The organism is Agromyces sp. H66 (assembly GCF_004959775.1).
GTDB lineage: Bacteria > Actinomycetota > Actinomycetes > Actinomycetales > Microbacteriaceae > Agromyces.
This window is the reverse complement of record NZ_SJZG01000001.1, coordinates 357,652-382,627: the sequence shown is the minus strand read 5'-3', so window position 1 is coordinate 382,627 and position 24,976 is coordinate 357,652. Positions and strand designations below refer to the sequence as shown.

The 24,976-nt window shown below is 70.8% G+C and carries 19 protein-coding genes; 7 read left to right on the top strand and 12 right to left on the bottom strand.

Going from position 1 to position 24,976, the window contains the following annotated elements; translation table 11 throughout:
* Positions 1-22 precede the first annotated feature (22 nt).
* On the bottom strand, positions 23-1,198 hold the full coding sequence (locus EZM51_RS01865) for an ROK family protein (RefSeq protein WP_248305412.1): 1,176 nt from the start codon (positions 1,196-1,198) through the stop codon (positions 23-25).
* A gap of 144 nt (positions 1,199-1,342) precedes the next feature.
* Here EZM51_RS01865 and EZM51_RS01860 point away from each other — a divergent pair, with 144 nt between their 5' ends.
* The 4 genes from EZM51_RS01860 to EZM51_RS01845 are packed head-to-tail and all read left to right on the top strand — an operon-like array spanning position 1,343 to position 6,936.
* Positions 1,343-2,635 carry an extracellular solute-binding protein gene (locus tag EZM51_RS01860; protein WP_136706478.1) on the top strand — a complete coding sequence of 431 codons (1,293 nt, stop codon included), beginning with the start codon at positions 1,343-1,345 and terminating at the stop codon, positions 2,633-2,635.
* A 7-nt stretch (positions 2,636-2,642) separates the two neighbouring features.
* Positions 2,643-3,674: a sugar ABC transporter permease gene (locus tag EZM51_RS01855; protein ID WP_136706476.1), complete on the top strand. Its 1,032-nt coding sequence runs from the start codon at positions 2,643-2,645 to the stop codon at positions 3,672-3,674.
* The gene (locus tag EZM51_RS01850; protein ID WP_136706475.1) at positions 3,671-4,561 is read left to right on the top strand and encodes a carbohydrate ABC transporter permease; all 891 of its coding nucleotides are present in this window, start codon (positions 3,671-3,673) and stop codon (positions 4,559-4,561) included. The genes EZM51_RS01855 and EZM51_RS01850 overlap by 4 nt, the downstream gene beginning before the upstream one ends.
* Positions 4,558-6,936: a glycoside hydrolase family 3 N-terminal domain-containing protein gene (locus EZM51_RS01845; protein WP_136706474.1), complete on the top strand. Its 2,379-nt coding sequence runs from the start codon at positions 4,558-4,560 to the stop codon at positions 6,934-6,936. Before EZM51_RS01850 ends, EZM51_RS01845 begins: the two co-directional genes overlap by 4 nt.
* Here the strand turns inward: EZM51_RS01845 and EZM51_RS01840 are convergent.
* From EZM51_RS01840 to EZM51_RS01810, 7 genes are all read right to left on the bottom strand, one after another.
* Complete coding sequence (locus tag EZM51_RS01840; RefSeq protein ID WP_136706473.1) at positions 6,933-8,105, bottom strand: aminotransferase class I/II-fold pyridoxal phosphate-dependent enzyme; 1,173 nt, start codon at positions 8,103-8,105, stop codon at positions 6,933-6,935. The two genes, EZM51_RS01845 and EZM51_RS01840, sit on opposite strands and share 4 nt — an antisense overlap.
* Positions 8,106-8,251: 146 nt before the next feature.
* Positions 8,252-9,280 (bottom strand): LacI family DNA-binding transcriptional regulator, encoded by a 1,029-nt coding sequence (locus EZM51_RS01835; protein ID WP_136706471.1) that lies wholly within the window; start codon positions 9,278-9,280, stop codon positions 8,252-8,254.
* Between the two features lie 186 nt (positions 9,281-9,466).
* A complete protein-coding gene (yicI, locus tag EZM51_RS01830) occupies positions 9,467-11,611 on the bottom strand; it encodes an alpha-xylosidase (RefSeq protein ID WP_136706469.1) in 2,145 nt (714 codons plus the stop codon).
* A complete protein-coding gene (locus EZM51_RS01825; protein WP_136706467.1) occupies positions 11,611-12,564 on the bottom strand; it encodes a carbohydrate ABC transporter permease in 954 nt (317 codons plus the stop codon). The genes yicI and EZM51_RS01825 overlap by 1 nt, the downstream gene beginning before the upstream one ends.
* Complete coding sequence (locus tag EZM51_RS01820) at positions 12,561-13,571, bottom strand: sugar ABC transporter permease (protein ID WP_136706465.1); 1,011 nt, start codon at positions 13,569-13,571, stop codon at positions 12,561-12,563. The genes EZM51_RS01825 and EZM51_RS01820 overlap by 4 nt, the downstream gene beginning before the upstream one ends.
* A 94-nt stretch (positions 13,572-13,665) precedes the next feature.
* Positions 13,666-14,958 (bottom strand): extracellular solute-binding protein, encoded by a 1,293-nt coding sequence (locus tag EZM51_RS01815; RefSeq protein ID WP_136706463.1) that lies wholly within the window; start codon positions 14,956-14,958, stop codon positions 13,666-13,668.
* A 116-nt stretch (positions 14,959-15,074) separates the two neighbouring features.
* A complete protein-coding gene (locus EZM51_RS01810) occupies positions 15,075-16,097 on the bottom strand; it encodes a LacI family DNA-binding transcriptional regulator (RefSeq protein ID WP_136706461.1) in 1,023 nt (340 codons plus the stop codon).
* A gap of 182 nt (positions 16,098-16,279) precedes the next feature.
* On the opposite strand from EZM51_RS01810, the gene xylA reads away from it, so the two are divergent.
* The 3 genes from xylA (at position 16,280) to EZM51_RS01795 (ending at position 20,286) form a co-directional block, all read left to right on the top strand.
* Positions 16,280-17,473, top strand: coding sequence for a xylose isomerase (gene xylA, locus EZM51_RS01805; RefSeq protein ID WP_136706459.1), 1,194 nt, complete (start codon positions 16,280-16,282; stop codon positions 17,471-17,473).
* A 138-nt stretch (positions 17,474-17,611) separates the two neighbouring features.
* Complete coding sequence (gene xylB, locus EZM51_RS01800) at positions 17,612-19,027, top strand: xylulokinase (RefSeq protein WP_136706457.1); 1,416 nt, start codon at positions 17,612-17,614, stop codon at positions 19,025-19,027.
* Between the two features lie 14 nt (positions 19,028-19,041).
* Positions 19,042-20,286 carry an endo-1,4-beta-xylanase gene (locus EZM51_RS01795; RefSeq protein WP_136706455.1) on the top strand — a complete coding sequence of 415 codons (1,245 nt, stop codon included), beginning with the start codon at positions 19,042-19,044 and terminating at the stop codon, positions 20,284-20,286.
* Here the strand turns inward: EZM51_RS01795 and EZM51_RS01790 are convergent.
* The 4 genes from EZM51_RS01790 to EZM51_RS01775 all read right to left on the bottom strand — a co-directional run bounded on the left by EZM51_RS01790 (position 20,279) and on the right by EZM51_RS01775 (position 24,943).
* Complete coding sequence (locus EZM51_RS01790) at positions 20,279-21,208, bottom strand: PaaX family transcriptional regulator C-terminal domain-containing protein (protein ID WP_136706453.1); 930 nt, start codon at positions 21,206-21,208, stop codon at positions 20,279-20,281. The two genes, EZM51_RS01795 and EZM51_RS01790, sit on opposite strands and share 8 nt — an antisense overlap.
* A 69-nt stretch (positions 21,209-21,277) precedes the next feature.
* On the bottom strand, positions 21,278-22,525 hold the full coding sequence (locus EZM51_RS01785) for a cytochrome P450 (protein ID WP_136706451.1): 1,248 nt from the start codon (positions 22,523-22,525) through the stop codon (positions 21,278-21,280).
* 1 nt (position 22,526) lies between these two features.
* Positions 22,527-24,164, bottom strand: a complete 1,638-nt coding sequence (phnE, locus tag EZM51_RS01780; RefSeq protein WP_136706449.1) for a phosphonate ABC transporter, permease protein PhnE — start codon at positions 24,162-24,164, stop codon at positions 22,527-22,529.
* On the bottom strand, positions 24,164-24,943 hold the full coding sequence (locus tag EZM51_RS01775; RefSeq protein ID WP_248305411.1) for an ATP-binding cassette domain-containing protein: 780 nt from the start codon (positions 24,941-24,943) through the stop codon (positions 24,164-24,166). The genes phnE and EZM51_RS01775 overlap by 1 nt, the downstream gene beginning before the upstream one ends.
* Positions 24,944-24,976 lie beyond the last annotated feature (33 nt).

Below are 24,976 nucleotides of genomic sequence, written 5' to 3'. Positions count from 1 at the left end.
GTCGAACGTCGGCGACCGGCGCTCAGTCGCGCGTTGCCGACAGCGGGTCGGCGAGCAGCGGCGAGAGTGCGGCCTCGGCCGCTCCGATCATGAGCCGGTCCTCACCGAGCGCCGCGACGCGGATCGAGACCTCCTCGAATGCGGCCGCCACGGTCTGCGCGCCGACCGCCTGCTCGAGATCGGCCGGATCGCTCTCGGCGACCGTTGCGAGGAAGCCGCCGAGCACGACGAGCGACGGGTTCAGCACGTTGATGGCGTTCCCGAGGGCGGTCGCGAGGATCCGTCGCTGCCTGGCGAGCTCCGCCGCCGCCTCGGGCGCCTTCGATGCGGCGAGCGCGGCCGCGAGCGACGGCTCGTCGGCGCTCGCGAGTCCGGCGACCTCGAGCAGGCGGGCGCGGCTGACCTCGTCTTCGAGCACGCCGCCGTCGGCGCGACGATCGGCGGGGTCCGCGATGCCCGGCCGGTTCTGCCCGAACTCCCCCGCGTAGCCGCCCGTGCCGCCCACGAGCCGGCCGTGCACGACGAGTCCGCCGCCGATGCCGCTCGCGCCGCCGTTGAGGTAGACGAGGTCGTCGACGCCGCGCCCGGCGCCGAACAGGTGCTCGGCGTGCGCGCCGAAGCTCGCGTCGTTGCCGACGGCGGCGGGCAGCCCGGTGGCCTCCTCGACGAGCGCGCGGAGCGGGGCATCCGTCCACTCGAGGTGCGGCGCCCAGCGCACGAGGCCGTCCGACGCACGGACGAGCCCGGGCACGGCGAGCCCGACCCCGATGAGGCGGGCCCGACGCAGTTCGCCGGCCATCCAGCGGTCGCGAGTCGCGGCGACGAGGTCGGCAGTCTCCTCGGGGCTCGGCAGGCGATCGACCTCGATGCGCTCGCGGATCGGGATGCGGCCGTCCAGGCCGACGGCGGCCATGGTGATCGCGTCGACCTCGGGGTTCACGGCGAGCGCGAGCACGTGCGGGTCGGCGGCCACCACCGGCGACGGGCGCCCGACGCGGTTGGTGGGGTCCGGCGGCTGCTCGACCGTGAGCCCCAGCTCGACCAGCTCGGCGACGAGTGTCGCCACGGTCGAGCGATTCAGTCCGGTGAGCCCGGTGAGGCGCGCACGTGACATCGCTCCCTCGAGGTGCACGAGACGCAGCACTTTCGAGAGGTTTCGACGATGCACCCCGTCGAACGTCCCGCCCCGGTCATTCACGCGTCCACTCTAGGCGTGCGTCCGCGGGCCCGGAGCGACGCCACGCCGAATTTGTTGCGCTTGACCGCATATCGGAACCGTCGTATATTCGAGACGTCCAGATCACTTTCGACATCAGCGTCGAAACTTTCGAGAGGTTCAATGATGAACAGACGCAGCATCGGCAGGATCGCGGTGGTCGGAGCCAGCGCACTCCTGGCAGCCGGCGCCCTGGCGGGGTGCAGTGCCGGAGACTCGCAGGACGGCGGAGACGTCGAACTGACGTTCTGGCACAACGCCTCGACGGGTCCCGGCAAGGAATTCTGGGAGTCGACGGTCGCCGACTTCGAGGCCGAGAACCCCGGGGTCACCATCGACATCCAGTCGATCCAGAACGAGGACCTCGACGGCAAGCTCCAGACGGCACTCAACGCGGGCGACGCACCGGACATCTTCCTCCAGCGCGGCGGCGGCAAGATGGCCGCCATGGTCGAGGCCGGCCAGGTCAAGGACCTCACCGACGGCATCGCCGGCCCGGCCGCGGAGGAAATCCCGGACGCCGCCTACTCGGCGAACACCCTCGACGGCAAGATCTACGCGATGCCGATCGCGGTGCTGCCCGGCGGCATGTTCTACAGCCAGGACCTGTTCGACGCGGCCGGCATCACGGAGAACCCGACCACGATCGACGAGTTCGACGACGCCGTCGCGAAGCTGAAGGACTCGGGCGTCGCCCCGGTCGCGCTCGGCGCCAAGGACGCCTGGCCCGCTGCGCACTGGTACTACTGGTTCGCCCTCCGCGAGTGCAGCCCCGACACGCTCGCGAAGGCCGCCGACGAGCGCGACTTCAGTGACGAGTGCTGGATCCGCGCGGGCGAGGATCTGCAGGACTTCGCCGCAACCGAGCCCTTCAACGATGGCTTCCTCACCACCTCCGCCCAGCAGGGCGCGGGCAGCTCGGCCGGCCTCGTCGCGAACCACCAGGCCGCGATGGAGCTCATGGGCGCGTGGGACCCGGGCGTGATCGCCTCGCTCACCCCCGACCAGAAGCCGCTGCCCGACCTGGCGTGGTTCCCCTTCCCCGAGGTCGACGGCGGCGAGGGCGAGCCCGGCTCGATGATGGGCGGCGTCGACGGCTACTCGTGCTCGGTGGACGCCCCCGACGCCTGCGTGGACTTCCTGAACTACATCGGCACCGCCGCCGTGCAGGAGGCCTACTACAAGGCGTTCAACGCGCCGCCCGTGAACACGGTCGCGCAGGAGGCGGTCACCGAGCCCTACCTCCAGCAGATCCTCGAGGCGTACAACGCCGCACCGTACGCGTCGCAGTGGCTCGACACGGTCTACGGGCAGAACGTCGGCAACGCGCTGAACGTCGCGGTCGTCGACATGCTCGCGGGCAGTGGCTCGCCCGAGCAGATCATCGAGGCCGTCGACGCGGCCGCCGCCAAGGAGTGATCCGGCGATGACCGCTCGCGTGGACTCTGCGACGGAGATCGACGTGCCGGCAGGGCCCGCGCACCACGACGGGGGCGTCGCCCAGGCGACGCCCCCCTCCCCCCGGCGCCGTCGCGGCACCGGTTGGGGCGCCAGGCTCGAGATCGCGCTCCTCGTCGGCCCCGCCCTGATCGTGTTTCTCGGCCTGGTGATCTTCCCGGTCGTGATGGCCGCCTACTACGGCTTCTTCAGTTGGAAGGGCTACGGACCGCCCACCGACTTCATCGGATTCCGGAACTACGTCACGATCCTCCAGGACCCGGCCTTCCAGGAGGCGGTCCTGCACAACTTCACGATCGTCGTGCTCTCCCTGATCCTCCAGGGGCCCGCGGCGTTCCTGCTGGCACTGCTCCTCAATCGCCGGATGCGCGGCCAGTCGATCATCCGAGTCCTCATCTTCGTCCCCTACGTGATCGCCGAGGTCGTGGTCGGCACCGGCTGGAGCCTCATGCTCCAGACCAACGGCGCGGTCAACGACCTGCTCGAGAAGATGGGCCTCGGCTTCCTGGCCCAGGACTGGCTGAGCAATCCCGACCTCGCCATCTGGACGCTCATGGGCATCATCACCTGGAAGTACATCGGCTTCGCCGTGATCCTCTTCCTCGCGGGCCTGCAGGGCATCCCGGACGAACTCAACGAGGCCGCCGCGATCGACGGCGCGACGTTCTGGCAGATCCAGCGCCACATCACGCTTCCGCTGATGGGCCCGACGCTCCGGATCTGGGCCTTCCTGTCGATCATCGGATCGCTCCAGCTGTTCGACCTCGTGTACATCATCTGGGGCCAGTACGTCGCCTCGACGGCCGGCACCTCCACCATGGCGACATACATGGTGTCCGAGGGCAGGAATGCCGGCAACTTCGGCTACGGCAACGCCGTCGCCGTCGTCCTGTTCGTCATCTCGCTCGTGGTGGCACTCGTCTACCAGCGATTCGTCCTCCGACGCGACACCGAAGGCGCGATCACCGGAGACCAGAAGAAGGGCCGGTTCCAGCGATGACCGCCTACCCCGAGACCGCGGCCGCGGTGCTCCCCGTCGACGGACGCGGCCGGCGATCGACGTCGCCGCGCCTCCGGGCCGCGAGCCCGATCGTCTACCTCGTCGCCGTGCTCGTGATCGGCGTGATGCTCGTGCCGATCGCGTACATCATCATCGGCGGCTTCCGCACGAACTCGCAGATCACCGTGGACCCGTCGGGGATGCCCGACCCCTGGGTCTCCGTGAACTACCTCGACGTGCTGACCGGCGACGTGTTCTGGCGCGAGGTGCTGAACTCCACCATCGTCGGCCTCGCCACCACGTTCGGTGTCATCGTGCTCGGCCTGATGGCGAGCTTCGTCCTGGCGCGCTACCGCTTCGCCGGGCGCGGGGCGCTGTACGCCCTCTTCGCCGCCGGCCTGATGTTCCCGCTCACGGTGGCGATCACGCCCCTGTACATCGTGGTGCGCTCGCTCGGCCTCATGAACTCGCTCGGCGGCGTCATCCTCCCGCAGATCGCGTTCGCGCTCCCCGTGACGATCATCATCCTGGTGCCGTTCCTGCGCGCGATCCCCGAGGAGATCCAGGAGGCGGCCGCGATCGACGGCTGCAGCCGACTTGGCTTCTTCTGGCGAATGGTGCTCCCGCTCTCGATCCCGGGCGTGGTGACCGTCGGCATCCTCGCGTTCGTCGGAAGCTGGAACAGCTATCTGCTCCCGCTGTTCATCCTCAACGACCAGGCGGCCTTCACGTTGCCGCTCGGCGTGCAGGCGTTCTCCTCCGAGTACTCCGTCGACACGGCGAAGGTGCTCGCGTTCACCTCGCTGTCGATGATCCCAGCGCTCATCTTCTTCAGCGTGTTCGAGCGCCGGATCGTCGGCGGCCTGACCGGGGCGGTGAAGGGATGACGCAGGAACTCGCTGCCGCACGCGACATCCGGCCCTGGCAAGACGCCGCCCGGCCGGTCGACGAGCGCGTCGACGCGCTCGTGGCCGAGATGACCCTCGACGAGAAGCTCGCCCAGCTCTACGGCGTGTGGGTCGGGGCATCCGACGACGGCGGCGCCGACGTCGCGCCGCACCAGCACGAGATGGACGATCACATCGACCTCGACGGGCTGCTCCCCTCGGGCCTCGGTCAGCTCACGCGCCAGTTCGGCACGGCACCCATCGATGCCGCCTCCGGCGCGCTCTCCCTCGTGCGCACCCAGGAGCGCATCGTCGCGGCGAACCGCTTCGGCATTCCGGCCCTCGCGCACGAGGAGTGCCTCGCGGGCTTCGCCGCCTGGGGCGCGACCGCCTACCCGGTCCCCCTGTCGTGGGGGGCGACGTTCGACCCCGAGCTCGTCGAGCGGATGTCACGGCGCATCGGCGCCGACATGCGATCGGTGGGCGTGCACCAGGGCCTCGCCCCCGTGCTCGACGTCGTGCGCGACGCCCGGTGGGGCCGCACCGAGGAGACCATCGGCGAGGACCCGTACCTGGTCGGCACGATCGGCACCGCGTACGTGCGCGGGCTCGAGGCATCCGGGGTCATCGCGACGCTGAAGCACTTCGTCGGCTACTCGGCCTCGAAGGGCGGACGCAACCTCGCGCCCGTGTCGGTCGGACCGCGCGAACTCGCCGACGTGCTGCTGCCGCCGTTCGAGATGGCCGTGCGCGAGGGCGGCCCGCGCAGCGTCATGAACGCGTACACCGACCTCGACGGCGTGCCCACGGCCGCCGACCGCACCCTGCTCACGGAGCTCCTCCGCGACACGTGGGGCTTCGAGGGCACGGTCGTCGCCGACTACTTCACGATCGCGTTCCTGAAGCTCCTGCACGGCACGGCCGAGTCGTGGGCGGATGCCGCGGGGGCGGCGCTCGAGGCGGGCATCGATGTCGAGCTGCCGACGGTGAAGACGTTCGGCGAGCCGCTGCGCCGAGCGGTCGAGGCCGGCGCCGTGGCGGAGTCGACCATCGACACGGCGCTGCGCCGGGTGCTCCGCCAGAAGGCGGAACTCGGCATGCTCGATGCCGACTGGTCGCCGGTGCCGAGCGCCCTCGAGGGCGTCGGGGTCACGGACGCCGACGCGCTCCGCGGCCGCATCGACCTCGACTCCCCGGAGAACCGCGCGCTGGCGGCGCGGCTCGCCGAGGAGGCGGTGGTGCTCGCGAAGAACGACGGCACGCTGCCGATCGCGCCATCTTCTCCTCGCACGATCGCGGTCATCGGCCCGAACGCCGACGACCCGTACGCCATGCTCGGCTGCTACTCGTTCCCCGCGCACGTCGTCGTGCAGCACCCCGGCGTCGCCATGGGCATCGAGATCCCGACGCTGCTCGAGGCGCTCCGGGCGGAGTTCCCGGGCAGTGACATCCGTCACGCCACGGGCACGTCGGTCGACGGCGGTGAGACCGAGGGCATCGCGGATGCCGCGGCGCTCGCGGCATCCGCCGACGTCGTGATCCTCGCACTCGGCGACCGCGCCGGCCTCTTCGGCCGCGGCACGAGCGGCGAGGGCTGCGACGCGGAGGCACTCGACCTGCCCGGCGCGCAGCAGGAGCTCGTCGACGCCGTGCTTGCGACGGGAACCCCGACCGTCGTGACGCTGCTCACCGGGCGGCCGTACGCCCTCGGTCGCGCCGTGACGGATGCCGCGGCCATCGTGCAGGCGTTCTTCGCCGGCGAGGAGGGCGCACCGGCGATCGCGGGCGTCCTGAGCGGACGCGTGAACCCGAGCGGTCGCCTGCCGGTGTCGATCCCCGCGACGCCGGGCTCGCAGCCCACCACCTACCTCGCGGCGCCGCTCGCGCGGGCGAACGGCGTGTCGAACGTGGACCCGACGCCGGCCTTCCCGTTCGGCCACGGCCTCGGCTACTCGGCGTTCGAGTGGGAGTCGTTCACTGGCGACGAGGATGAGATCGGCGTCGACGGCGAGGCGAACGTGCGCCTGCGGCTGCGAAACTCGGGCGACCGTGCCGGCACCGAGGTCGTGCAGCTCTACCTGCACGACCCGGTGGCGTCGGTCGTGCGACCCGTGCAACGTCTCATCGGCTACACGAGGGTCGAGCTCGGGCCCGGCGAGGAGGCCGAGGTGCGCTTCACGGTTCCGGCCGAACTCGCGTCGTTCACGGGACGCTCGGGCGAGCGGATCGTGGAGCCCGGCGAGATCGTGCTGAGCGCCGGCCGCTCGAGCGGCGACCTGCCGTTCGCGCACACGGTGCGGCTGGTCGGCGCGACGCGCAGGGTGGATCACACCCGGCGGCTGCACCCCGACGTCGCGATCGTGTCCGTGGACTAACCCGGCTCGCCGGCCTCGACGAGGGTCGGGAGGGCGCGCTCGATCATGTCCATCGTCGGGGTGAGCGAGATGCGGAAGTGCTCGGGCTGGTCGAACAGCGTGCCCGGCATGAGGTACACGCCGCGGGCGGCGAGCGCCGCGCAGAACGCCGCGCCGTCGCCCCCGGGCGCCCGGCCCCAGAGGTAGAACGTGCCCTCGGGCCGGGTGAGCGTGTATCCGGCGTCCCGCAGCGCGCCGTAGAGGCGATCCCGCCGGCGGGTGAGTTCCGCCACGTCGATGGACACGCCCTCGAGGGCGGGGACGGAGTACTGCATGAGCGCATCCGGGAATCCCCAGCCGATCGCGAGCTGCAGCGGCATGAGGGCGGCCCTGAGTTCTGCGCGCTCCGCGCTCGGGAGCAGTGGCGAGAGGGCGAGGTATCCGAGGCGCTGCCCGGGGGCCAGCAGGACCTTGCCGTAGCTGTAGTCGATGACCGTCCACGGGTAGGAGGCCGCGGGTGTCGTGAAGCCGATGCCGTCGAATCGGATGCGGCGGTACGGCTCGTCCGAGAGGATCCAGATGCGCCGCCCGTGTCGCCTGGATGTCTCGTCGAGGAGTTCGGCGAGCGCGTCCCACGTCTCCTTCGGATAGACGCGTCCCGTGGGATTGGCCGGCGAGTTCACGATGACCACCCGGGTGCGCGGGGTGAGCGAACGGGCGATCGCGTCGAGGTCGAGGGAGAAGTCGACGGGGTCGAGTGCGGCCCCGACGGGCACGAGGTTCACCGCGTGGAGCATGGGCGCGTAGCAGAACCAGCCCGGCACGGGAATGACGACCTCGTCGCCGGCGTCCGCGAGCATCGCGAGCGCGAGGGAGATCGCGCCGAAGGCGCCCTGCGTCATCGCGATGTCGTCGGGTTCGAAGTCGAGGGCGAGTTCGGTGCGCAGGCCGGCGGAAACGGCCTCCTGGGCGGGTCGCTCGTTGGTCTTGTAGGCGAACCAGTCGACCGACCGCGGCTCGAGCTGCGCGCGCATCGCGTTCGTGAGCCCCGGGAGTGCCATCTCGTGCGGGTTGCCGAACGTGAAATCGAGCGCGTCGGGGTCGCCCGCCGCGTCCTGGATGCTCGAGAAGAACGTCGTGACCGTGTCGACCGACCCCTTCGCCGCGACGGCTCGTGCGGACATGGCCATGTCGATCGCCTCCCGAATGCCCGTCGTTGCGGGACGCCTCAGCATCCCTCCCCCTGTGGTCGGCGTCAATATCCCCGATCGGGGCTCGAACATGGGCGGCCGGGGTTCGGTCGTCGGCGGCGGCGGTGCGGGCCGGTCACCGTCGGTCAGGAGTCGGTCGGGGGCGGCGCCGTGCTGTCGCGCACGACGAGGCTCGTCGCGAGGTCCATGCGCGGTGTCGCACCCACCGATCCCTCGCTCATCCGGATGGCGAGCCGGGTCGCCTCCTCGCCCATGCGCCGGAGCGGCTGGTGCACGGTCGTGAGCCGCGGCGTCATCCACTGCGCCAGCGGAATGTCGTCGTAGCCGACGATCGAGACATCCTCGGGCACCCGGAGGCCGAGCGTCCGCGCCGCCTCGATGACGCCGAGCGCCTGGAGGTCGCTGCCCGCGAAGATCGCGGTCGGGCGGTCGGGCGAGGAGAGGAGCTCGCGCGCGTGGTCGCGCCCGCCGCTCATGTGGAAGTCGCCGAAGCGGATCCAGTCGGGCCGGATCTCGAGCCCGGCGGAGTTCATCGCCGAGCGCAGCCCGTCGAGGCGGGCGAGGGAGCACATCATGTCCTCGGGACCCGTGATCGCGGCGATGCGCCGGTGCCCGAGCTCGATGAGGTGGCGGGTGGCCATGAGCCCGCCCGACCAGTTGGCGGAGCCGACCGACGGAGCGTCGGGCGACGGGTCGCCCGCGGGGTCGACGATGACGAACGGGATGGCCCGGGAGCGCAGCCGCTCGCGGTACTCGGGCGCGAGGTCGGAGAAGACCAGCACGACGCCGACGGGACGTCGGCGCATGACCGCCTCGATCCAATCGGGATCGGGCGCGTGCCGGCTGCCGCTGACCGTCAGCACCACGCTGAGTCCGTGCTCCTTCGCGACGGCCTCGACGCCCGCGATGACCTCCATCGACCACACGCTGTCGAGTTCGTGGAAGACGAGTTCGATGAGCTCCGCCTTCGGCTGGGCACGGGCGCCGCGCCGCTCGTACCCGTGATGCTGCAGGAGCCCCTCGACGCGTGCGCGGGTCGCCGCCGCGACATCCGCCCGGCCGTTCAGCACCTTCGAGATCGTGGAGAGCGAGACGCCCGCCTCCTCGGCGACGAGTGCGAGCGTCACGCGCTCGGGTGCGGCATCCGTTTCCATGTTTCGATGCTAGCGCCGAAACTCCCGACGGGGATGCGTCGGGAGCGGATGAGCTCGGCGAGGCACCGGCGCACCGTCACGGTGGAGAAGTCGTCGACGCCCAGACGTCGAGCGGCTGGCGGATCGCGGCGAGATCGCCGTCGCGAGGGTGTTGCGGGAGTCGGGGGTTGCGTCGGTGCTCATCGGTCAGCCACGCACCTCGCCCGCGACGCCGGCGGCGTCGACGACCGGGATCAGCGCTCCGCCCCGGATCCACAGCGGCACGGTGTCGAACCCATGGCGCTCACGGCGCCAGGCGCCGCCCTCGACGGTCTCGCGCGTGAACCAGTTCGTCCAGCGCCCCTCAGGCAGGTAGTACTCCACGTCGCCCGACGCCGAGAACACCGGCGCGACGAGCAGGTCTGGTCCCAGCAGGTACTGCCGGTCCAGGTGGGCGACCGCAGCGTCCGAAGGGAACGCCAGCTGCATGGGCCGCATCACGGGCGTGCCGGTGCGGTGCGCCTCCTCGCCCGCGGCCACGAGGTACGGCCGCAGCGACGCCTTGAGCTTCGCGAAGGTGCGCGCGACCTCGACGGCCGACTGCCCCGGCGCCTCGTCGCCCGTGTCGAACGCCCACGGCACGCGGTAGCTCGTCGAGCCGTGCAGGCGCGAGTGGCTCGAGAGCAGCCCGAACGCGAGCCAGCGCTTGAACACGGCCGGGTCGGGGTCGCCCTCGAAGCCGCCGATGTCGTGGCTCCAGTAGCCGAAGCCGCTCATCGCGAGCGACAGGCCGCCGCGCAGGCTCTCGGCCATCGACGTGAACGTCGACGAGTTGTCGCCGCCCCAGTGCACGGGCATCGACTGGCCGCCCGCGGTCGCCGACCGCGCGAACAGCACGGCCTCGCCCTCGCCGCGCGACTCCTCGAGCACCTCGAACACCGCCCGGTTGTAGAGCTGGGTGTACCGGTGGTGCATCGCCTCGGGGTCGCTGCCGTCGTGCCAGACCACGTCGATCGGGATCCGCTCGCCGAAGTCGGTCTTGATCGCGTCGACGCCCTGCGCGACGAGCCCGCGCAGGTGCTCCTGGAACCAGCGCGTCGCCTCGGGGTTGGTGAAGTCGACGAGCGCCATGCCCGCCTGCCAGAGGTCCCACTGCCAGACCGAGCCGCCCGGCCGCCGCACCAGGTACCCGCGCTCGAGTCCCTCGCGGAAGAGCCGCGACCGCTGCGCGATGTACGGGTTCAGCCACGCACTCACGCGCAGCCCGCGGTCGTGCAGCCGCGCGAGCATGCCCTCCGGGTCGGGGAAGACCGCCGGGTCCCACTGGAAGTCGGTCCAGTGGAACTCGCGCATCCAGAAGCAGTCGAAGTGGAACACCTCGAGTGGGATGTCGCGCTCGGCCATCCCGTCGATGAAGGCGCCCACCGTCGCCTCGTCGTATTCGGTCGTGAAGCTCGTCGAGAGCCACAGGCCGTACGACCAATCGGGCACGCGCGCCGGCCGGCCGGTGAGCCGCGTGTACCGGTCGAGCACCTCGGCAGGCGTGGGGCCGGCGATCACGAGGAACTCGAGACACTCCCCCGCGACCGAGAACTGCACCTGCTCGACCGCCTCCGACCCGACCTCGAACGACACGTGCCCGGCGTGGTTCACGAGCACGCCGTAGCCGCGGTTCGTCAGGTAGAACGGCACGTTCTTGTACGACTGCTCGCTCGACGTGCCGCCGTCGGCGTTCCAGATGTCGACGGTCTGGCCGTTCTTCACGAGCGGGCCGAATCGCTCGCCGAGCCCGTAGACGAGCTCGCCGACCCCCAGCGAGAGCTGGGTGTGCAGGTACGCGGATGCCTCGGCGAGGCCGGTCGTCGTGATGCCGGCGATGCCCGCCGGCTCGGCGGCGACCGGCGCCCCGGGCGCGAGCTTCATGTAGCCGACCGACTTGTGTCCGCTCGTCGTGACCTGGCCGCCATCGGCGTCCTCGAACGTGAGCTCCCACGGGGCGCCGCGGCGGAGGCGGGCGCGCAGCGAGCCGGCGTCGACCACGCCGCCGTCGTCGCCGACCGAGATCGAGGCGCGGTGCGCGGCATCCGCCTGGATCTCGAAGCCGACGTCGCGCGGGGTGCCGCGATGGTGCTCGACCCGCACCCGGATGACGCCCTCGGCCGGGCTCGCGAGCGAGACGGTGAGCATCGGCCGGTTCAGCGTGTCGCCGCGCCCTGCGACGACCCGCGTCGGCGCCCACGCCACGAGCTCGTCGCCGTCGCTCCCGGTCTCGACCGCGAGGTCGCGCACCTCCTGCGCGTACAGCGCCTCGACACCCGGCCGTGCGTGCCAGAACCCGTCGGTGAACTTCATTACTTGACTGCTCCTGCCGTGATGCCCCTGGTGAGGGTGCGCTGGAAGATGAGGAAGAAGACGAGCGTCGGGATGAGGCCGAGCAGCGCCGACGCACTCGTGGTCGTGACATCCATCAGCCGGTCGCCCTGCAGCACCGTGATCGCCACGGGCACCGTCTGGGTCCCGTTCGACACGAGGAAGGTCAGCGGGATGAGGAACTCGTTCCACGTCCAGATGAAGAAGAAGATCAGCAGCACCGAGAGCGTCGGCCGCGAGATCGGGTAGACCACGCGCCAGAGGATCTGCCAGCGGCTCGCCCCGTCGAGCGACGCCGCCTCGAGCAGCTCCTTCGGGAACGTCGAGTAGACCGATGCGAGCAGGTACGTGCCGAAGGCCGACTGGATGACGGTGAAGATGATGATGACCGCCCACTGGCTGTCGTACAGGCCGACCTGCTTGAACATGAAGTACAGCGGGTAGAGCAGCACCTCCTGCGGCAGCATGTTCGCGAGCAGGATCACCACGACGATCCAGAGCCGGCCCTTCACCCGGCCGATGCCGAGCGCGAACGCGTTGAGCATCGAGATGAGCACGGCGAAGACGGCGACGAGTCCCGAGATGAACACGCTGTTCCACAGCTTCTCGGGGAAGTCGACCCGCTCCCAGAACGCGACGATGCCGTCGACGTAGAACTCGGTGGGCAGCGTCAGCGGGCCCGACGTGTTGTAGTCGGCGGGCGACTTGAACGAGTTGACCAGGATCAGCAGGAACGGCACGGCGATGAAGAAGCCGAGCAGGACTGCGACGACGAGCACCACCCAGTCGCCCGGGGTTCGCTTGGCGTAGCCGCTGCGGCGGGGCGAACGGCCGGGGCCACGGAGGTCGCGGCCGGGTCGGCGCGCGGTCGAGGCATCCGTCGACACATCGACGTCACGCCGCTCGGGGTCGAGCTCGCGGGCGATGGCGGTCATCGGCCCTCCTCCTTCCGCTCCATGCGGTGCTGGGCCAGGATGAACAGCACGCTGACCGCGGCGATCACGACCGTGAGCGCGGTCGCGATGGTCGCGCCGTAGCCGACCTGCTGCGACTGGAAGAACTCGCTGTACGCGTAGTACGCGGGCACGATGGTCGACGTGCCGGGTCCGCCGCCGGTGAGGGCGTAGACCGGGCCGAACACCTTGAGCGCCGCGATCGTGCAGGTGAGGGTGACGACGAAGATCTCCGGCCGTATCATGCCGACCGTGATCGCCCGGAACCGCTGGATCCAGTTCGCGCCGTCGAGCTCGGCGGCCTCGTACAGCTCGGGGTCGACCCGCTGCAGGGCCGCCATGAAGATCACGATCGGGTAGCCGAGCTGCACCCAGATCATGATCACCATGAGGCTCGGCAGTGCGGTGTCGGGGCTACCGAGCCAGTTGCGGGTGAGGTCGCCGAGGCCGATGCCCTCGAGCACCTGGTTCAGCGCGCCGTTCTGGGGGCGGAGGATCCAGCCGATCACGATCGCCGCGATCACCGCGGGCAGGATCTGCGGCAGGTAGTACGTCGCCCGCAGGAAGCTCGCGAGCCTCCCGCCGAACTTGCGCCCGATCAGGTCGAACAGCATCGCCGCGAGCAGCAGGCCGAGCAGCGTCGGCACGATCACCATCGCGAGGATCATCGCGATCGAGTTGCCGAAGCTCGTCCAGAACACCCGGTCGCCCATGAGCTCGACCCAGTTGTCGAGGCCGATCCACTCGGGCGGGCGGATGCCTCGGTACGAGGTGAACGTCAGGTAGATGTTCCAGAACAGCGGCACCACCACGATGACGGCGAGCAGCGCGAGCCCGGGCACGAGGTAGAGCCAGTAGGTGCCGCGACGGGCGCCGGGGATCAGGCCCTCCTCGGGGCCTCCGGGGTTGCGTCGCGCGCGTCCGCGTCGCCCGCCCGCGGCATCCGTCACCTCGATCGTCGTCGCGGCCCTGGCGTCGAGGGCTGACATGGTGGTTCCTTCCGGTGGTCCGGCATCGGTGGGTGGGACCGGTAGCCCCGAGGGCGGATGCCGCGGCGCACGCACGCGCCGCGGCGTCCGGGTCTCAGCCGACGATGTCGTCGACGCCCGACTGGTACTGCTCGCCGAGCTGCTGCTGCACCTCGGCCGGCGACTTCGTGCCGTTCACGAGCTCCTGCAGGCCCGCGTTGAGCTCGTCGTAGAACGTCGGCGTGGGCCAGTCGGGGTAGAACGAGATGCCGTCCATGTCGTTCAGCGCGTTGAAGTTCGCGATGAGCTCCTGCGACTTCTCGTCGGTGATGTCGGCTTCGTCGGCCGCGACGGGCACGCCGCCGTTGTTGCCGAGCAGCGCCTGGATCTCAGGACGCATGGTGATGTCGATGAACTCGTACGCGAGCTCCTTGTTCTTCGCCCGCTCGGGGACGACCCACATGTTGCCCGCCGATCCCGGCGACAGCTCGGCCTCGGGGAACAGGAACGTGCCCCACTCGAAGTCGGTGATCTCGTTCGTGAACCGGCCGTACCACCAGCTGCCCGAGTAGAAGATCGGGGCGTCGCCGCTGATGAAGCTCACGCCGGCGTCCTCGGCCTTGAGGCCCGAGGCATCCGTTGAGATGTAGCCGGCGTCGACCCAGTCCTTCACGGTCTCGGTTGCGTAGCCGATCTCGTCGCCCTCCCAGTCGACCGGGTTCTCGTAGAGCTGGTAGTCGTTCACGAACTGGCGGTCGGCCTCGGTGAGCGCGAGCTGGTACCAGAGCTGGCCGAGCGGGTACTCGGCGGCCGAGGTCGCGAGCGGCGTCACGCCCTGGTCGACGAACGCCTGCAGCACGTCCTCGAACTCGGCGAAGGTGGTGGGCACCTCGAGGCCGGCGGCGGCGAACGCGTCCTTGTTGTAGTAGACCTGCACGAACTCGCCGTAGTTGGGCACGCCGAACCAGCTGCCCGAGCCCATGATGCCGTTCTCGTCGTACCTGGCCGTGGTCTGCAGCGACGGCGCGAGGAGGTCGCCCCAGCCGTACTCGTCGACGACGTCGTCGAGCGGGGTCAGGAGGCCCTCGCTCGAGAGGAGGCCCGCGGTCGCGTTGCCCTTGTTGTACTCGAGGATGTCGGGTGCCTCGTCAGAATTCAGCACCTGGCTGGCGGTCGAGCGGATCTGCTCGAAGCTCTTCTCCTCGAACTCGACCGTGGCGCCGGTCTCGTCCTCGAAGATCTCGATGGCGCGCTCCCAGGCGATGCCCATGGCCGAGTCCGCGCCCTCGTAGTGCCAGAGCCGGAGGGTGTTCTCGTCGCCGCCGGCGTCGCCGCCGGAGCATCCGCTGAGGATGAGCGCCGCCGCCGCGAGCGACGCGGCCGTGGCGAGGGTTCTGGTGTGCTTCATTGCTACCTCTCCTGGTGTGGGTGGTGTGTGCGTGGTGTGTGCGGAGTGTTCAGTTGTCGAGCGGTCGAAGCGCTTCGATCACGGACGAACGGATGCCGCGTGGCGGCGCGCTCGTTTCAGGCGGACGCGCTCGGGGGCGGCGCGGTCGAACCGTGCGCCCGGTACTCGGGGGCGATCAGGTGGACGGCCGCCGGGACGTCGCCGCCGTCGACCATTCGCATGGCGAGCTCGACGGCGAGCTCGCACGACGCGCTCGGCACGAGCGGGACCGAGTCGATCGGCGGATGGAAGGCGGACGTGTCGAAGGTCGCCCCCACGGAGACGACCGACACGTCGTCGGGCACGCGGCGGCCGAGCGCCGCGAGCTCGTCGAGCGCGACGGCATGGCTGGTGTCGTCGCAATGCAGCACGAGGGCGGTGGCGCCGCCCTCGACGAGTTCCCGAACCGCCGCGCGCACGGGGGTGCGGCGCGGTCCGTCGGCCTCGGGCAGGACGACGGCGCAGTCGACGCCGAGTTCGGCCGCCCGCCCTTCGAGCCCCCGTCGCACCCGCGGCGGGAAGTTCGAGCGGACGTACGAGGCGGGCGGGTGCCCGATGAGGCCGATCGAACGGTGCCCGAGGTCGGCCAGTCGGTCCACGGCGAGCGCGGCGGCCGCTTCGAAGTCGAGGTCGACGCAGACGAGCCCCTCGTGGTCGTCGGGCACGCCGATGAACACGCAGGGCAGCGCGATCCGCCGCGCCAGGGCGACGCGCTCGTCGTCGGGCGCGACGTCGAGCACGAGGACGCCGTCGGCGAGCCCGCTGGACGCGACCCGGCGCATGCCCGCCGACGCCTCCTCCTCGGTGAGGAGCAGGATGTCGTACTCGTACTTCCGCGCGGCGATGGAGGTCGCGAGCACGAAGGCCATGTGGGCGGGCGCATGGGTGTCGGCCCGGAACGGCTCGGTGAGCGCGAAGATCTGCGTGCGACGCCCGGCGAGCATGCGGGCCCCGGCGTTGGGCTGGTAGTCGAGCTCGCGGGCCGCCTCCTCGATGCGCCGCCGGGTCTCGGGGGCGATCGGGCGCTTGCCGCTCAGCGCGTACGACACGGTGCTGATGGACACGCCGGCGGCCCTGGCCACCTCGTGGATCTTCGCCATGTCGACTCCATCGTAGAAACGCTTCGATTGAACTGGGACGCGACTCTACGCCGTCGTCGAAGCGCTTCGCAAGCTGTTTGTGGAATTGAGGAACAAATGGCGCCCGTCGGCTTGCGCCGCGCCATCCGACGGGTTATGTTTTCTACGCCAACAAATTCATCGACGACGCTGAGAGGCGGATCATGGCCAGCGCCCCGACCCGTGACGACAAGTTCTCCTTCGGCCTGTGGACGGTCGGCTACAACGGCACCGACCCGTTCGGCGGCCCCACGCGGCATCCGCTCGACGTGGTGCACGTCGTCGAGAAGCTCGACGAGCTCGGCGCCTACGGCCTCACCTTCCACGACGACGACCTGTTCGCGTTCGGCTCCTCCGACGCCGAACGGCAGAAGCAGATCGACCGGCTGAAGGGTGCCCTCGAGGCCACCGGCATCATCGTGCCGATGATCACGACGAACCTCTTCAGCGCCCCCGTCTTCAAGGACGGCGGGTTCACGTCGAACGACCGCCAGGTGCGCCGCTTCGCGCTCCGCAAGGTGCTCCGCAACCTCGACCTCGCCGCCGAGCTCGGCGCGAAGACGTTCGTCATGTGGGGCGGCCGCGAGGGCGCCGAGTACGACGCCGCGAAAGACGTGCGATCGGCTCTCGAGCGCTACCGCGAAGCGGTCGACCTGCTCGGCCAGTACGTCACCGACAAGGGCTACGACATCCGCTTCGCCATCGAGCCGAAGCCGAACGAGCCGCGCGGCGACATCCTGCTGCCCACGGTCGGGCACGCGCTTGCCTTCATCGACTCGCTCGAGCGCCCCGAGCTGGTCGGCCTCAACCCAGAGGTGGGTCACGAGCAGATGGCCGGCCTCAACTTCGCCGCCGGCATCGCGCAGGCGCTGTACCACGGCAAGCTCTTCCACATCGACCTCAACGGCCAGCGCGGCATCAAGTACGACCAGGACCTCGTGTTCGGCCACGGCGACCTGCACAACGCGTTCGCGCTCGTCGACCTGCTCGAGAACGGCGGCCCCGGCGGCAGCCCGGCCTACACGGGCCCCCGTCACTTCGACTACAAGCCGAGCCGCACCGAGGACGAGTCCGGCGTCTGGGACTCGGCCGCCGCGAACATGCGCACCTACCTCCTGCTCAAGGAGCGCGCCGCGGCCTTCCGCGCCGACCCCGAGGTGCAGGCGGCGCTCGAGGCCGCGAAGGTGACCGAGCTCGCGAAGCCGACGCTGAACGACGGCGAGTCGTACGACGACCTGCTCGCCGACCGCTCGGCCTACGAGGACTTCGACCCGTCGGCCTACCTCGGCGGCAGGGGCTTCGGGTTCGTGCGCCTGCAGCAGCTCGCCACCGAGCACCTGCTCGGCGCCCGCGGCTGATCCTCCCGTCCGCTCCCCCGCCCTCTCCCCCCTCAACCCGCCGACTGTTCACGTTGGCCGCGCACGGCCCGGAACAATCGGTAACACTCGGCGGGCAACGTTAACCCTCGAGAAATTCACGATCGGAGTCGACCACCCATGACCCTCGTCGCCGGCGTCGACTCGTCGACGCAGTCCTGCAAGGTCGTGATCCGGGATGCCGCGACCGGGACCCTCGTGCGTTCCGGCCGCGCCGCGCATCCCGACGGCACCGAGGTCGACCCCGCCGCCTGGTGGGGCGCGCTGCTCACCGCCTTCGCCGACGCGGGCGGGTTCGAGGGCGTCGAGGCCGTCTCGATCGGCGGGCAGCAGCACGGCATGGTCGTGCTCGATGCCGAGGGACGGGTCATCCGCGACGCCCTGCTCTGGAACGACACCCGGTCGGCACAGGCCGCGCGCGACCTCATCGACGAGGTCGGCGCCGACGAGTACGCACGTCGCACGGGCGTCGTGCCCGTCGCGTCGTTCACGGCCACGAAGCTGCGCTGGCTCCGCGACGCCGAGCCCGAGCATGCCGCCCGGGTCGCCGCGGTCGCACTCCCCCACGACTGGCTGACCTGGCGCCTCCGTGGCTTCGGGCCCGAGGGTGAGTCGGCGCTCGGGCCGGTGCTCGACGAGCTCACCACCGACCGCTCCGACGCGAGCGGCACGGCGTACTGGGGTTCGGGCGGCTACGACCGCGACCTCCTCGTGCGGGCGCTCGGGCACGACGCGATCCTCCCCCGCGTGCTCGGCCCCGGCGAGGCCGCCGGCCGCACACCCGACGGCATCCTCGTCGGCCCGGGCGCGGGCGACAACGCGGCCGCCGCACTCGGCCTGGACGCGGCATCCGGCGACGTCGTCGTCTCGATCGGCACGAGCGGCACGGTGTTCGCGGTGACGGATGCCCCCGTCGCCGACGCCTCGGGCACCGTGGCGGGCTTCGCCGACGCGACGGGACGGTACCTGCCGCTCATCGCGACGCTGAATGCCGCCCGCGTCCTGGACGCCACCGCGCGCCTCCTCGCGGTCGACCACGCCGAGCTCGGACGCCTCGCGCTCGAGGCGGGGCCCGGGGCATCCGGCGCCGTGCTCGTGCCGTACTTCGAAGGCGAGCGCACGCCGAACCTGCCGGGCGCCACGGCGTCGCTGACCGGTCTCACGCTCGCGAACACCACGCGCCCGGCGGTGGCCCGCGCCGCGATCGAGGGCATGCTGTGCGGGCTCGCCGACGGACTCGACGCCGTGCGCGGCCAGGGCGTCGCGGCCGAGCGCGTGCTGCTCATCGGCGGCGCCGCCCAGAACCCGGCCGTGCGACGCATCGCCGCGCAGGTGTTCGACGTGCCCGTCGTCGTGCCGGCCCCGGGCGAATACGTCGCCGACGGCGCCGCGCGCCAGGCCGCGTGGGTGCTCTCGGGCGAACGGCCGGGCTGGCCCGTCGAGATCGCCGAGGAGGTCGCGCCCGACACGCGGCCCGAGATCCGGCACCAGTACGCCGAGCGCGCGCGGTCCGCCGCGGGCGCCGCGGGCGCCTGAGCGAGGACCACAACATGCCCGAACGCGCCGCCGTGGCATCCGCCCCCGCCCATCGCCTCGTCGAGTCGACGATCACGTTCACGGGCGCCGATGGACGGCCGCTCGCCGACACCGACGTCACCATCGAGCAGACCCGCCACGCGTTCGCGTTCGGCAACATCGGCTTCGACCTCATCGCGCTCGCGAACGACGAGGGACGGCCCGGCGACGAGCAGCTCGCCGCCGACTGGCTCGCGCTCTTCAACACCGCGACGCTGCCGTTCTACTGGGCCGAGTTCGAGCCCGAGCGGGGCCGGGCGCACACCGAGCGCCTGCGCCGGGCCGCCGAGTGGTTCGCCGCGCGGGGCGTCGCGCTGAAGGGGCATCCGCTCGCCTGGCACACCCTCGCGCCCGACTGGCTGCTGCCGCTCACGACCGACGAGGTGGAGGCGGCGCTGCGCGCGCGCATCCGTCGCGAGGTGACCGAGTTCGCGGGGCTCATCGACACGTGGGACGCGATCAACGAGGTCGTGATCATGCCCGTGTTCGACAAGGAGGAGAATGGGCTGACCCGGCTTGCGCGGGAGCGCGGACGCATCCCGACCATCCGGCTCGCGTTCGAGGAGGCCCGCGCCGCGAACCCGAAGGCGACGCTGCTCCTCAACGACTTCGACCTCTCGAGCGCGTACGAATGCCTCATCGAGGGCGTGCTCGAGGCGGGCATCCGCATCGACGCCATCGGGCTGCAGACGCACATGCACCAGGGCTACCGCGGCGAGGAGGCCGTGCTCGCGATCGTCGACCGCTTCGCCCGCTACGGGCTGCCGTTGCACCTCACCGAGACGTCGCTCGTCTCGGGCGACCTCATGCCGCCCGAGATCGTCGACCTCAACGACTGGCAGGTCGAATCGTGGCCGTCGACGCCCGAGGGCGAGTCCCGCCAGGCCGACGAGCTCGTGCGCCACTACCGGTCGCTCGTGGGTCACCCCGCGGTGGAGGCCATCACCTACTGGGGCATCACCGACCGCGGAGCGTGGCTCGGCGCGCCCATCGGGCTACTGCGCGCCGACGGATCCCGCAAGCCGTCGTACGACGCCCTGCACGAGCTGGTGAAGGGCGAGTGGTGGCTGCCGCCCACGACACTGCGAACGGATGCCTCGGGCCGCGTGTCCGTGGCCGGATTCGCGGGCGGCTACGAGGTGCGGGTGGACGGGGCGGCGGCGGGATTCACGCTGGCCCCCGGCGCGACGGAGCCGCTCGCGGCGACGCTCGCTACCTGACCCGCCTCATCGAGTCGTCGGACCGGTAGGCGGCGAAGGTGTGGTGCGAGACGAAGTCGGCCAGCTCGGGGGCGTGGGTGCGGAGGATGCCGCGGAAGGCCTCTTCGGCAGCCGGACCGGTGCGGTCGTACACCGTGGAGCACACGTCGAGCGCCTCGTCGAAGGGGAATCCCCCACCGAGGAGCTCAGGGGGGAGCATGGGGTCCTCGTGCCGAAGCTCACGCCAGTCGCGCATGATCGACGTTCGCAGCTGGAGCGCTTCGTGTGCGTCGTCGATCCCCTCACCCACCCGGGCGGCGACCTCCTGCCACCGTGAGATGAACCGGCGGTAGTCGGCGGCGACGCCGTCGAGTCCGAAGGCCTGACTGGAGAACTCCACCTGGTCGCCGTGCGGAAGGCGCGCGCCGACGAAGATGGCGAGCTGACCGCCCGAGGGTGACTCCCCCATGGCGCCCAGGATCTCGTCGACCACCGGTCTGGCGTCGCCGGGCCGCACCCAGAGACCGTCGTGGACGGACCCGAACCGCGCCTGGCGAAGCTGCTCGCGAAGCGCATTCCTCGTGCTGCGCTGATCTTCCGAGAGGGAGTAGCTCACCAGGGTCCAGGTGCCGTCCCACTCCTGCCCCGGGTCGGTTCGGAACAGGATGCGCACATGGGCGTCGACCCGCTCCCGGCTCATCGGAGGAACGGCGTAGAGGGTCGTCCGGCCCGACCTCACGGGCACGAGGAAGCCGCGGCGTGCGAGCCGCTGCACCGCCGCCCGAGCTCCGGCGGGTGTGACACCGAACCGGCCCAGCAGCGCGACGAGCGCCGCCGAGGGAAGGGGTTCGTCGCGCAGGTGCCAATAGTCGCCGAGGAGAACGGTGAGGAGCTGCTGCGACCGTGCTCCCTGCTGGTGACGTGGGAGCAGCCGGTCGGTCATACCCAGATTGTGCCAGCCGCGGCACCGATGGGCGGTACGTGCGTCGGCACGCCCCCGGAGTGCACCGGCTTACGCGGCATCGATCCGCAGGGGTACCGTACGCGGCCCGTACTCGAGCCAGTTCATCATCCGGACCGCGCCGTCGAGCTCGAACGACCTCGTTCGCGCCAGCAGCGTCTCGAGGGCGATGAGCAACTCCACGCGTCCCATCGTCGCCGCGGGACACCGGTGAGCGCCCCGTCCGAACGCCAGATGCGAGTTGTTCCTCCGGTGCAGCACGAACTCGTCAGGATCGTGGAACACCTCCGGGTCGCGATTGGCCGAGGGGTAGATGAGCGCGATCGGCTCCCGTTCGCGCACGAGTCGACCGTGCACGACCACGTCCTCGCGCGGCGTGCGGGCGAAGACCCGGTACGGGGCGTGCAGGCGAAGGAACTCCTCGATGGCGGCGGGCAGGTCCTCGGGCTTCGCGCGGAGGCGGGCCTGCAGTTCCGGGTCGCCCGCGAGGTGGACGACGCAGCTTCCGAGGACCGCCTGCGGGGCGGCCATGCCGGCGACGATCATCTGTCGGATGGTGGCGATGGCCGTCCGCTCCGTGATGTGGTTCGAGGGATCCTGGGCGGCGGCGTGCAGGCTCGCCACGAGATCGAGGCTCGGGTCGGGTTCCTGCGCGAGGCGGGCGTGGTACAGCCGCTCCGCGATCTCGTACAGCTGCGCACTGCACTCGGCGATCACCGGGTCGTCCATGTCCTGGATGGCGAAGCCGTAGCGCACGCCGATCTCGCGAACTCGTCGGGTCAGCTCCGCCGGCACTCCGAGGTACGCCGCGAAGCAGTCGACGACGAAGGGGGCGGCGAAGTCGGCGATTCCGTCGCCGCCGCCACGATTCAGCATCGCGCCGACGTGCTCCTCGGCGCTCGCGCGGAACGCCGCCTCGTGGGTTCTCACCACGCCTCGCCGCATCACCGGATCGATCGCCTCCCGGTAGGCGGTGTGCTCGGGCGGGTCGAAGTGCAGGGGCGGACGTCGAGACGAGCGGGGAACGTGCGGCACCACGTTCTGCACCGAGGTGATGAACCGCTCGTCCTGGGTGACGCGCACCACGTCGTCGTACGTCGTCGCCGCCCAGAAGCCGCCGAAGTCCTCGCTCCAGGGGAACGGGTTCGTCTGCCGCAACTCGGCGTACTGGGAGTGGGCGGTGCCGAACTCCTCCTCGAGCGCCGGCGACCATTCGCCGGTGCGCTGGTCGCGCGTGCGGGTGTCGGCGTCGCCGGCGGCCGCGGACGCGGTCGCCCGCGTGTAGGGGCATCCGCCCATCTCAGATCACCTTTCTGCGTGCCCAGCGCGCGACGGCCTCGAGGGCCACCACGACCACGACCAGTGCGATGAGGATGCCCGCCGTGGTGTCGTAGTGGAGGGTGGCGATCGACTCCTCGAGGAGGAAGCCGATACCGCCCGCGCCGACGATGCCGAGCACCGCCGACTCACGGAGGGCGAGGTCGGACGTGAAGAGGCTGTTGCCGATGAAGCTCGGCACGAACTGCGGCCAGACCCCGCTCACGAACACCTGCATCCGACCGGCGCCGGTCGCTTCGAGCGCTCGCAGCGGAGCGGGGTCGACGCGCACGAGGGAGTCCGTGAAGAACTTCGCCGCCAGGGCCGTGCACGAGATCGCCAGCGCCAGGAATCCGGCGAAGGGACCGAGTCCGAGCGCCGCCACGAAGAGGAGCGCGAAGATGATGTCGGGTACCCCCCGGAGCAGCACCATGAGGCCCCGGAGCGCCAGCGAGAGCGGCTCGAAGCGCACGAGATGCCGCGTCGACAACACGGCGATCACGAGACCGAACACGACGCCGAACGTCGTGGCCGAGAGCGCCATGACGACGCTCTCGAAGATGCCGTAGGCGATGTCGGGAGAGAAGACCGGCGGGAAGAACCCCGACAGCACTCGCGCGGTGTTCGCCCAGAGCCGTCCGAACGAGGGCGGATCGGCCAGCACCTGCGCCAGCGAGACGGCGAAGACGACCAGCGCGGCGAGGCCCGACCCCACGCGCAGGATGCGCGAGCGGTTCCAGCCCGGGGATGCCGCGGCGCGCCCTTCTCCGTAGAGCTGGGCGGCACTGTGCTCCTCGGCGTGCTCGGAGAGGGCGCGCTGGGCGAGGTAGGCCACCAGTTCGAGCGCCAGCAGCATGATGACGATGACCAGGATGATGCCGAGCGCCCGCCGGTAGTCGAGCGAGCCGATCGCCGTCTGCAGTGCCAGGCCGATGCCGCCCGCGCCGACGAGTCCGAGCACGGCCGAGGCACGGATGTTGATGTCGAGTCGGTAGAGGACGATCGAGGTGAGGCTGGGCAGCGCGCGGCTCAGCGTCGTCGCGACGAAGTTCTGCGCTCGCGTCGCACCGACGGCACGGACGGCTTCTCGCGGTGACGGTTCGAGTTCCTCGAACACGTCGGCGAACATCTTCCCGATCATGCCGACCGAGTGGAAGGCGATCGCGAGGCCCCCCGCGAGGGGACCGAGTCCGACGATCCGCACGAGGATGAGCGCGAACACGAGAGAGGGGATCGCCCTCGTGACGACGATGGTCCCGCGAGCCAACCACCCGATGACGCGTGGCCCGGCGAAGTGGCGGGAGGCCGCCGCCGCGAGCGGCACCGACAGGATGGTCGCGATGCCGGTCCCCGCGATCGCGATCCACAGTGTTTCGATCGCGAGCGACACCAGGCTGCCGGGATCTCCCGTCGTCGGCGGCACCATGCGCTGCACCAGTCGAGCGATGTCCTCGAACCCGGCGAGGAGGGCCGCCGGGCGGATGTCCAGCCACCACAGGGCGAAGACGGTCACCGCGACGTAGGCGAGGGGGATGCCGATCGTCGCGACGGACGGCCGAGGCCGCCCGGGAGCGCGTCTCGTCGGCTGCGTCGCCGGGGGTCGTTCGAGCGTCTGCGGCATCAGCCCTGCTTCGCTTGCGCGTAGACCGCCCGGATGTCCTCCTGGCTCGTACGACTGGTGGACGCGTCGAGAACGAACGCGCCGTCGCGGACGGCGACCACGCGGTCGGAGACCTCGAGCGCGAGCTCGACCTGGTGGAGCGAGCAGATGACGGTGAACCCGTCTTCCGCACTGAGCTTGCGCAGGGTCTGCAGCACCGAGATGCTCGCGTTCGGATCGAGCGAGGCCACGGGTTCGTCGGCGAGGACGAGCTCGGCCTCCTGCATGAGCGTGCGGGCGATGGCCACGCGCTGCTGTTGCCCGCCCGAGAGGGTGTCGCAGCGCTGGTGGCGCTGGTCGACGAGACCGACCCGCTCGAGGTTCGCGAGCGCTCGCTCGCGCAGGGGGCGCGGGTAGGTCGCGATGCCGTAGCACGGCATCCGCAACGATCCCAGCGCCCCCATGAGCACGTTCTCCATGGCGCTGAGACGCCCCACGAGCCCGAACTGCTGGAAGACGAAGCCCGTGCGTCTGCGAAGCCGGCGGAGCTCAGGGCGGCTGCAGGTCGCCGGGTTCACGCCGAGCACCGACAGGGAGCCCGCGGTCGGCCGGTGGCTGCCGTTCATCAGTCGCAGGAGCGTCGACTTCCCGGCGCCTGATGGTCCGACGAGGGCGACGAACTGGCCGGGCGTGACGGTGAGGTTCACGCGGTCGAGCACGACATTCTCGCCGAAGCGCATGCCGACCTCGCGGAGGACGACGCTCGCTCCCGTGTCGTCGGCCTTCCCTGTTGCAGCCATGCCGGTCGCTCCCTGGATGAGTGTCATGGCGAT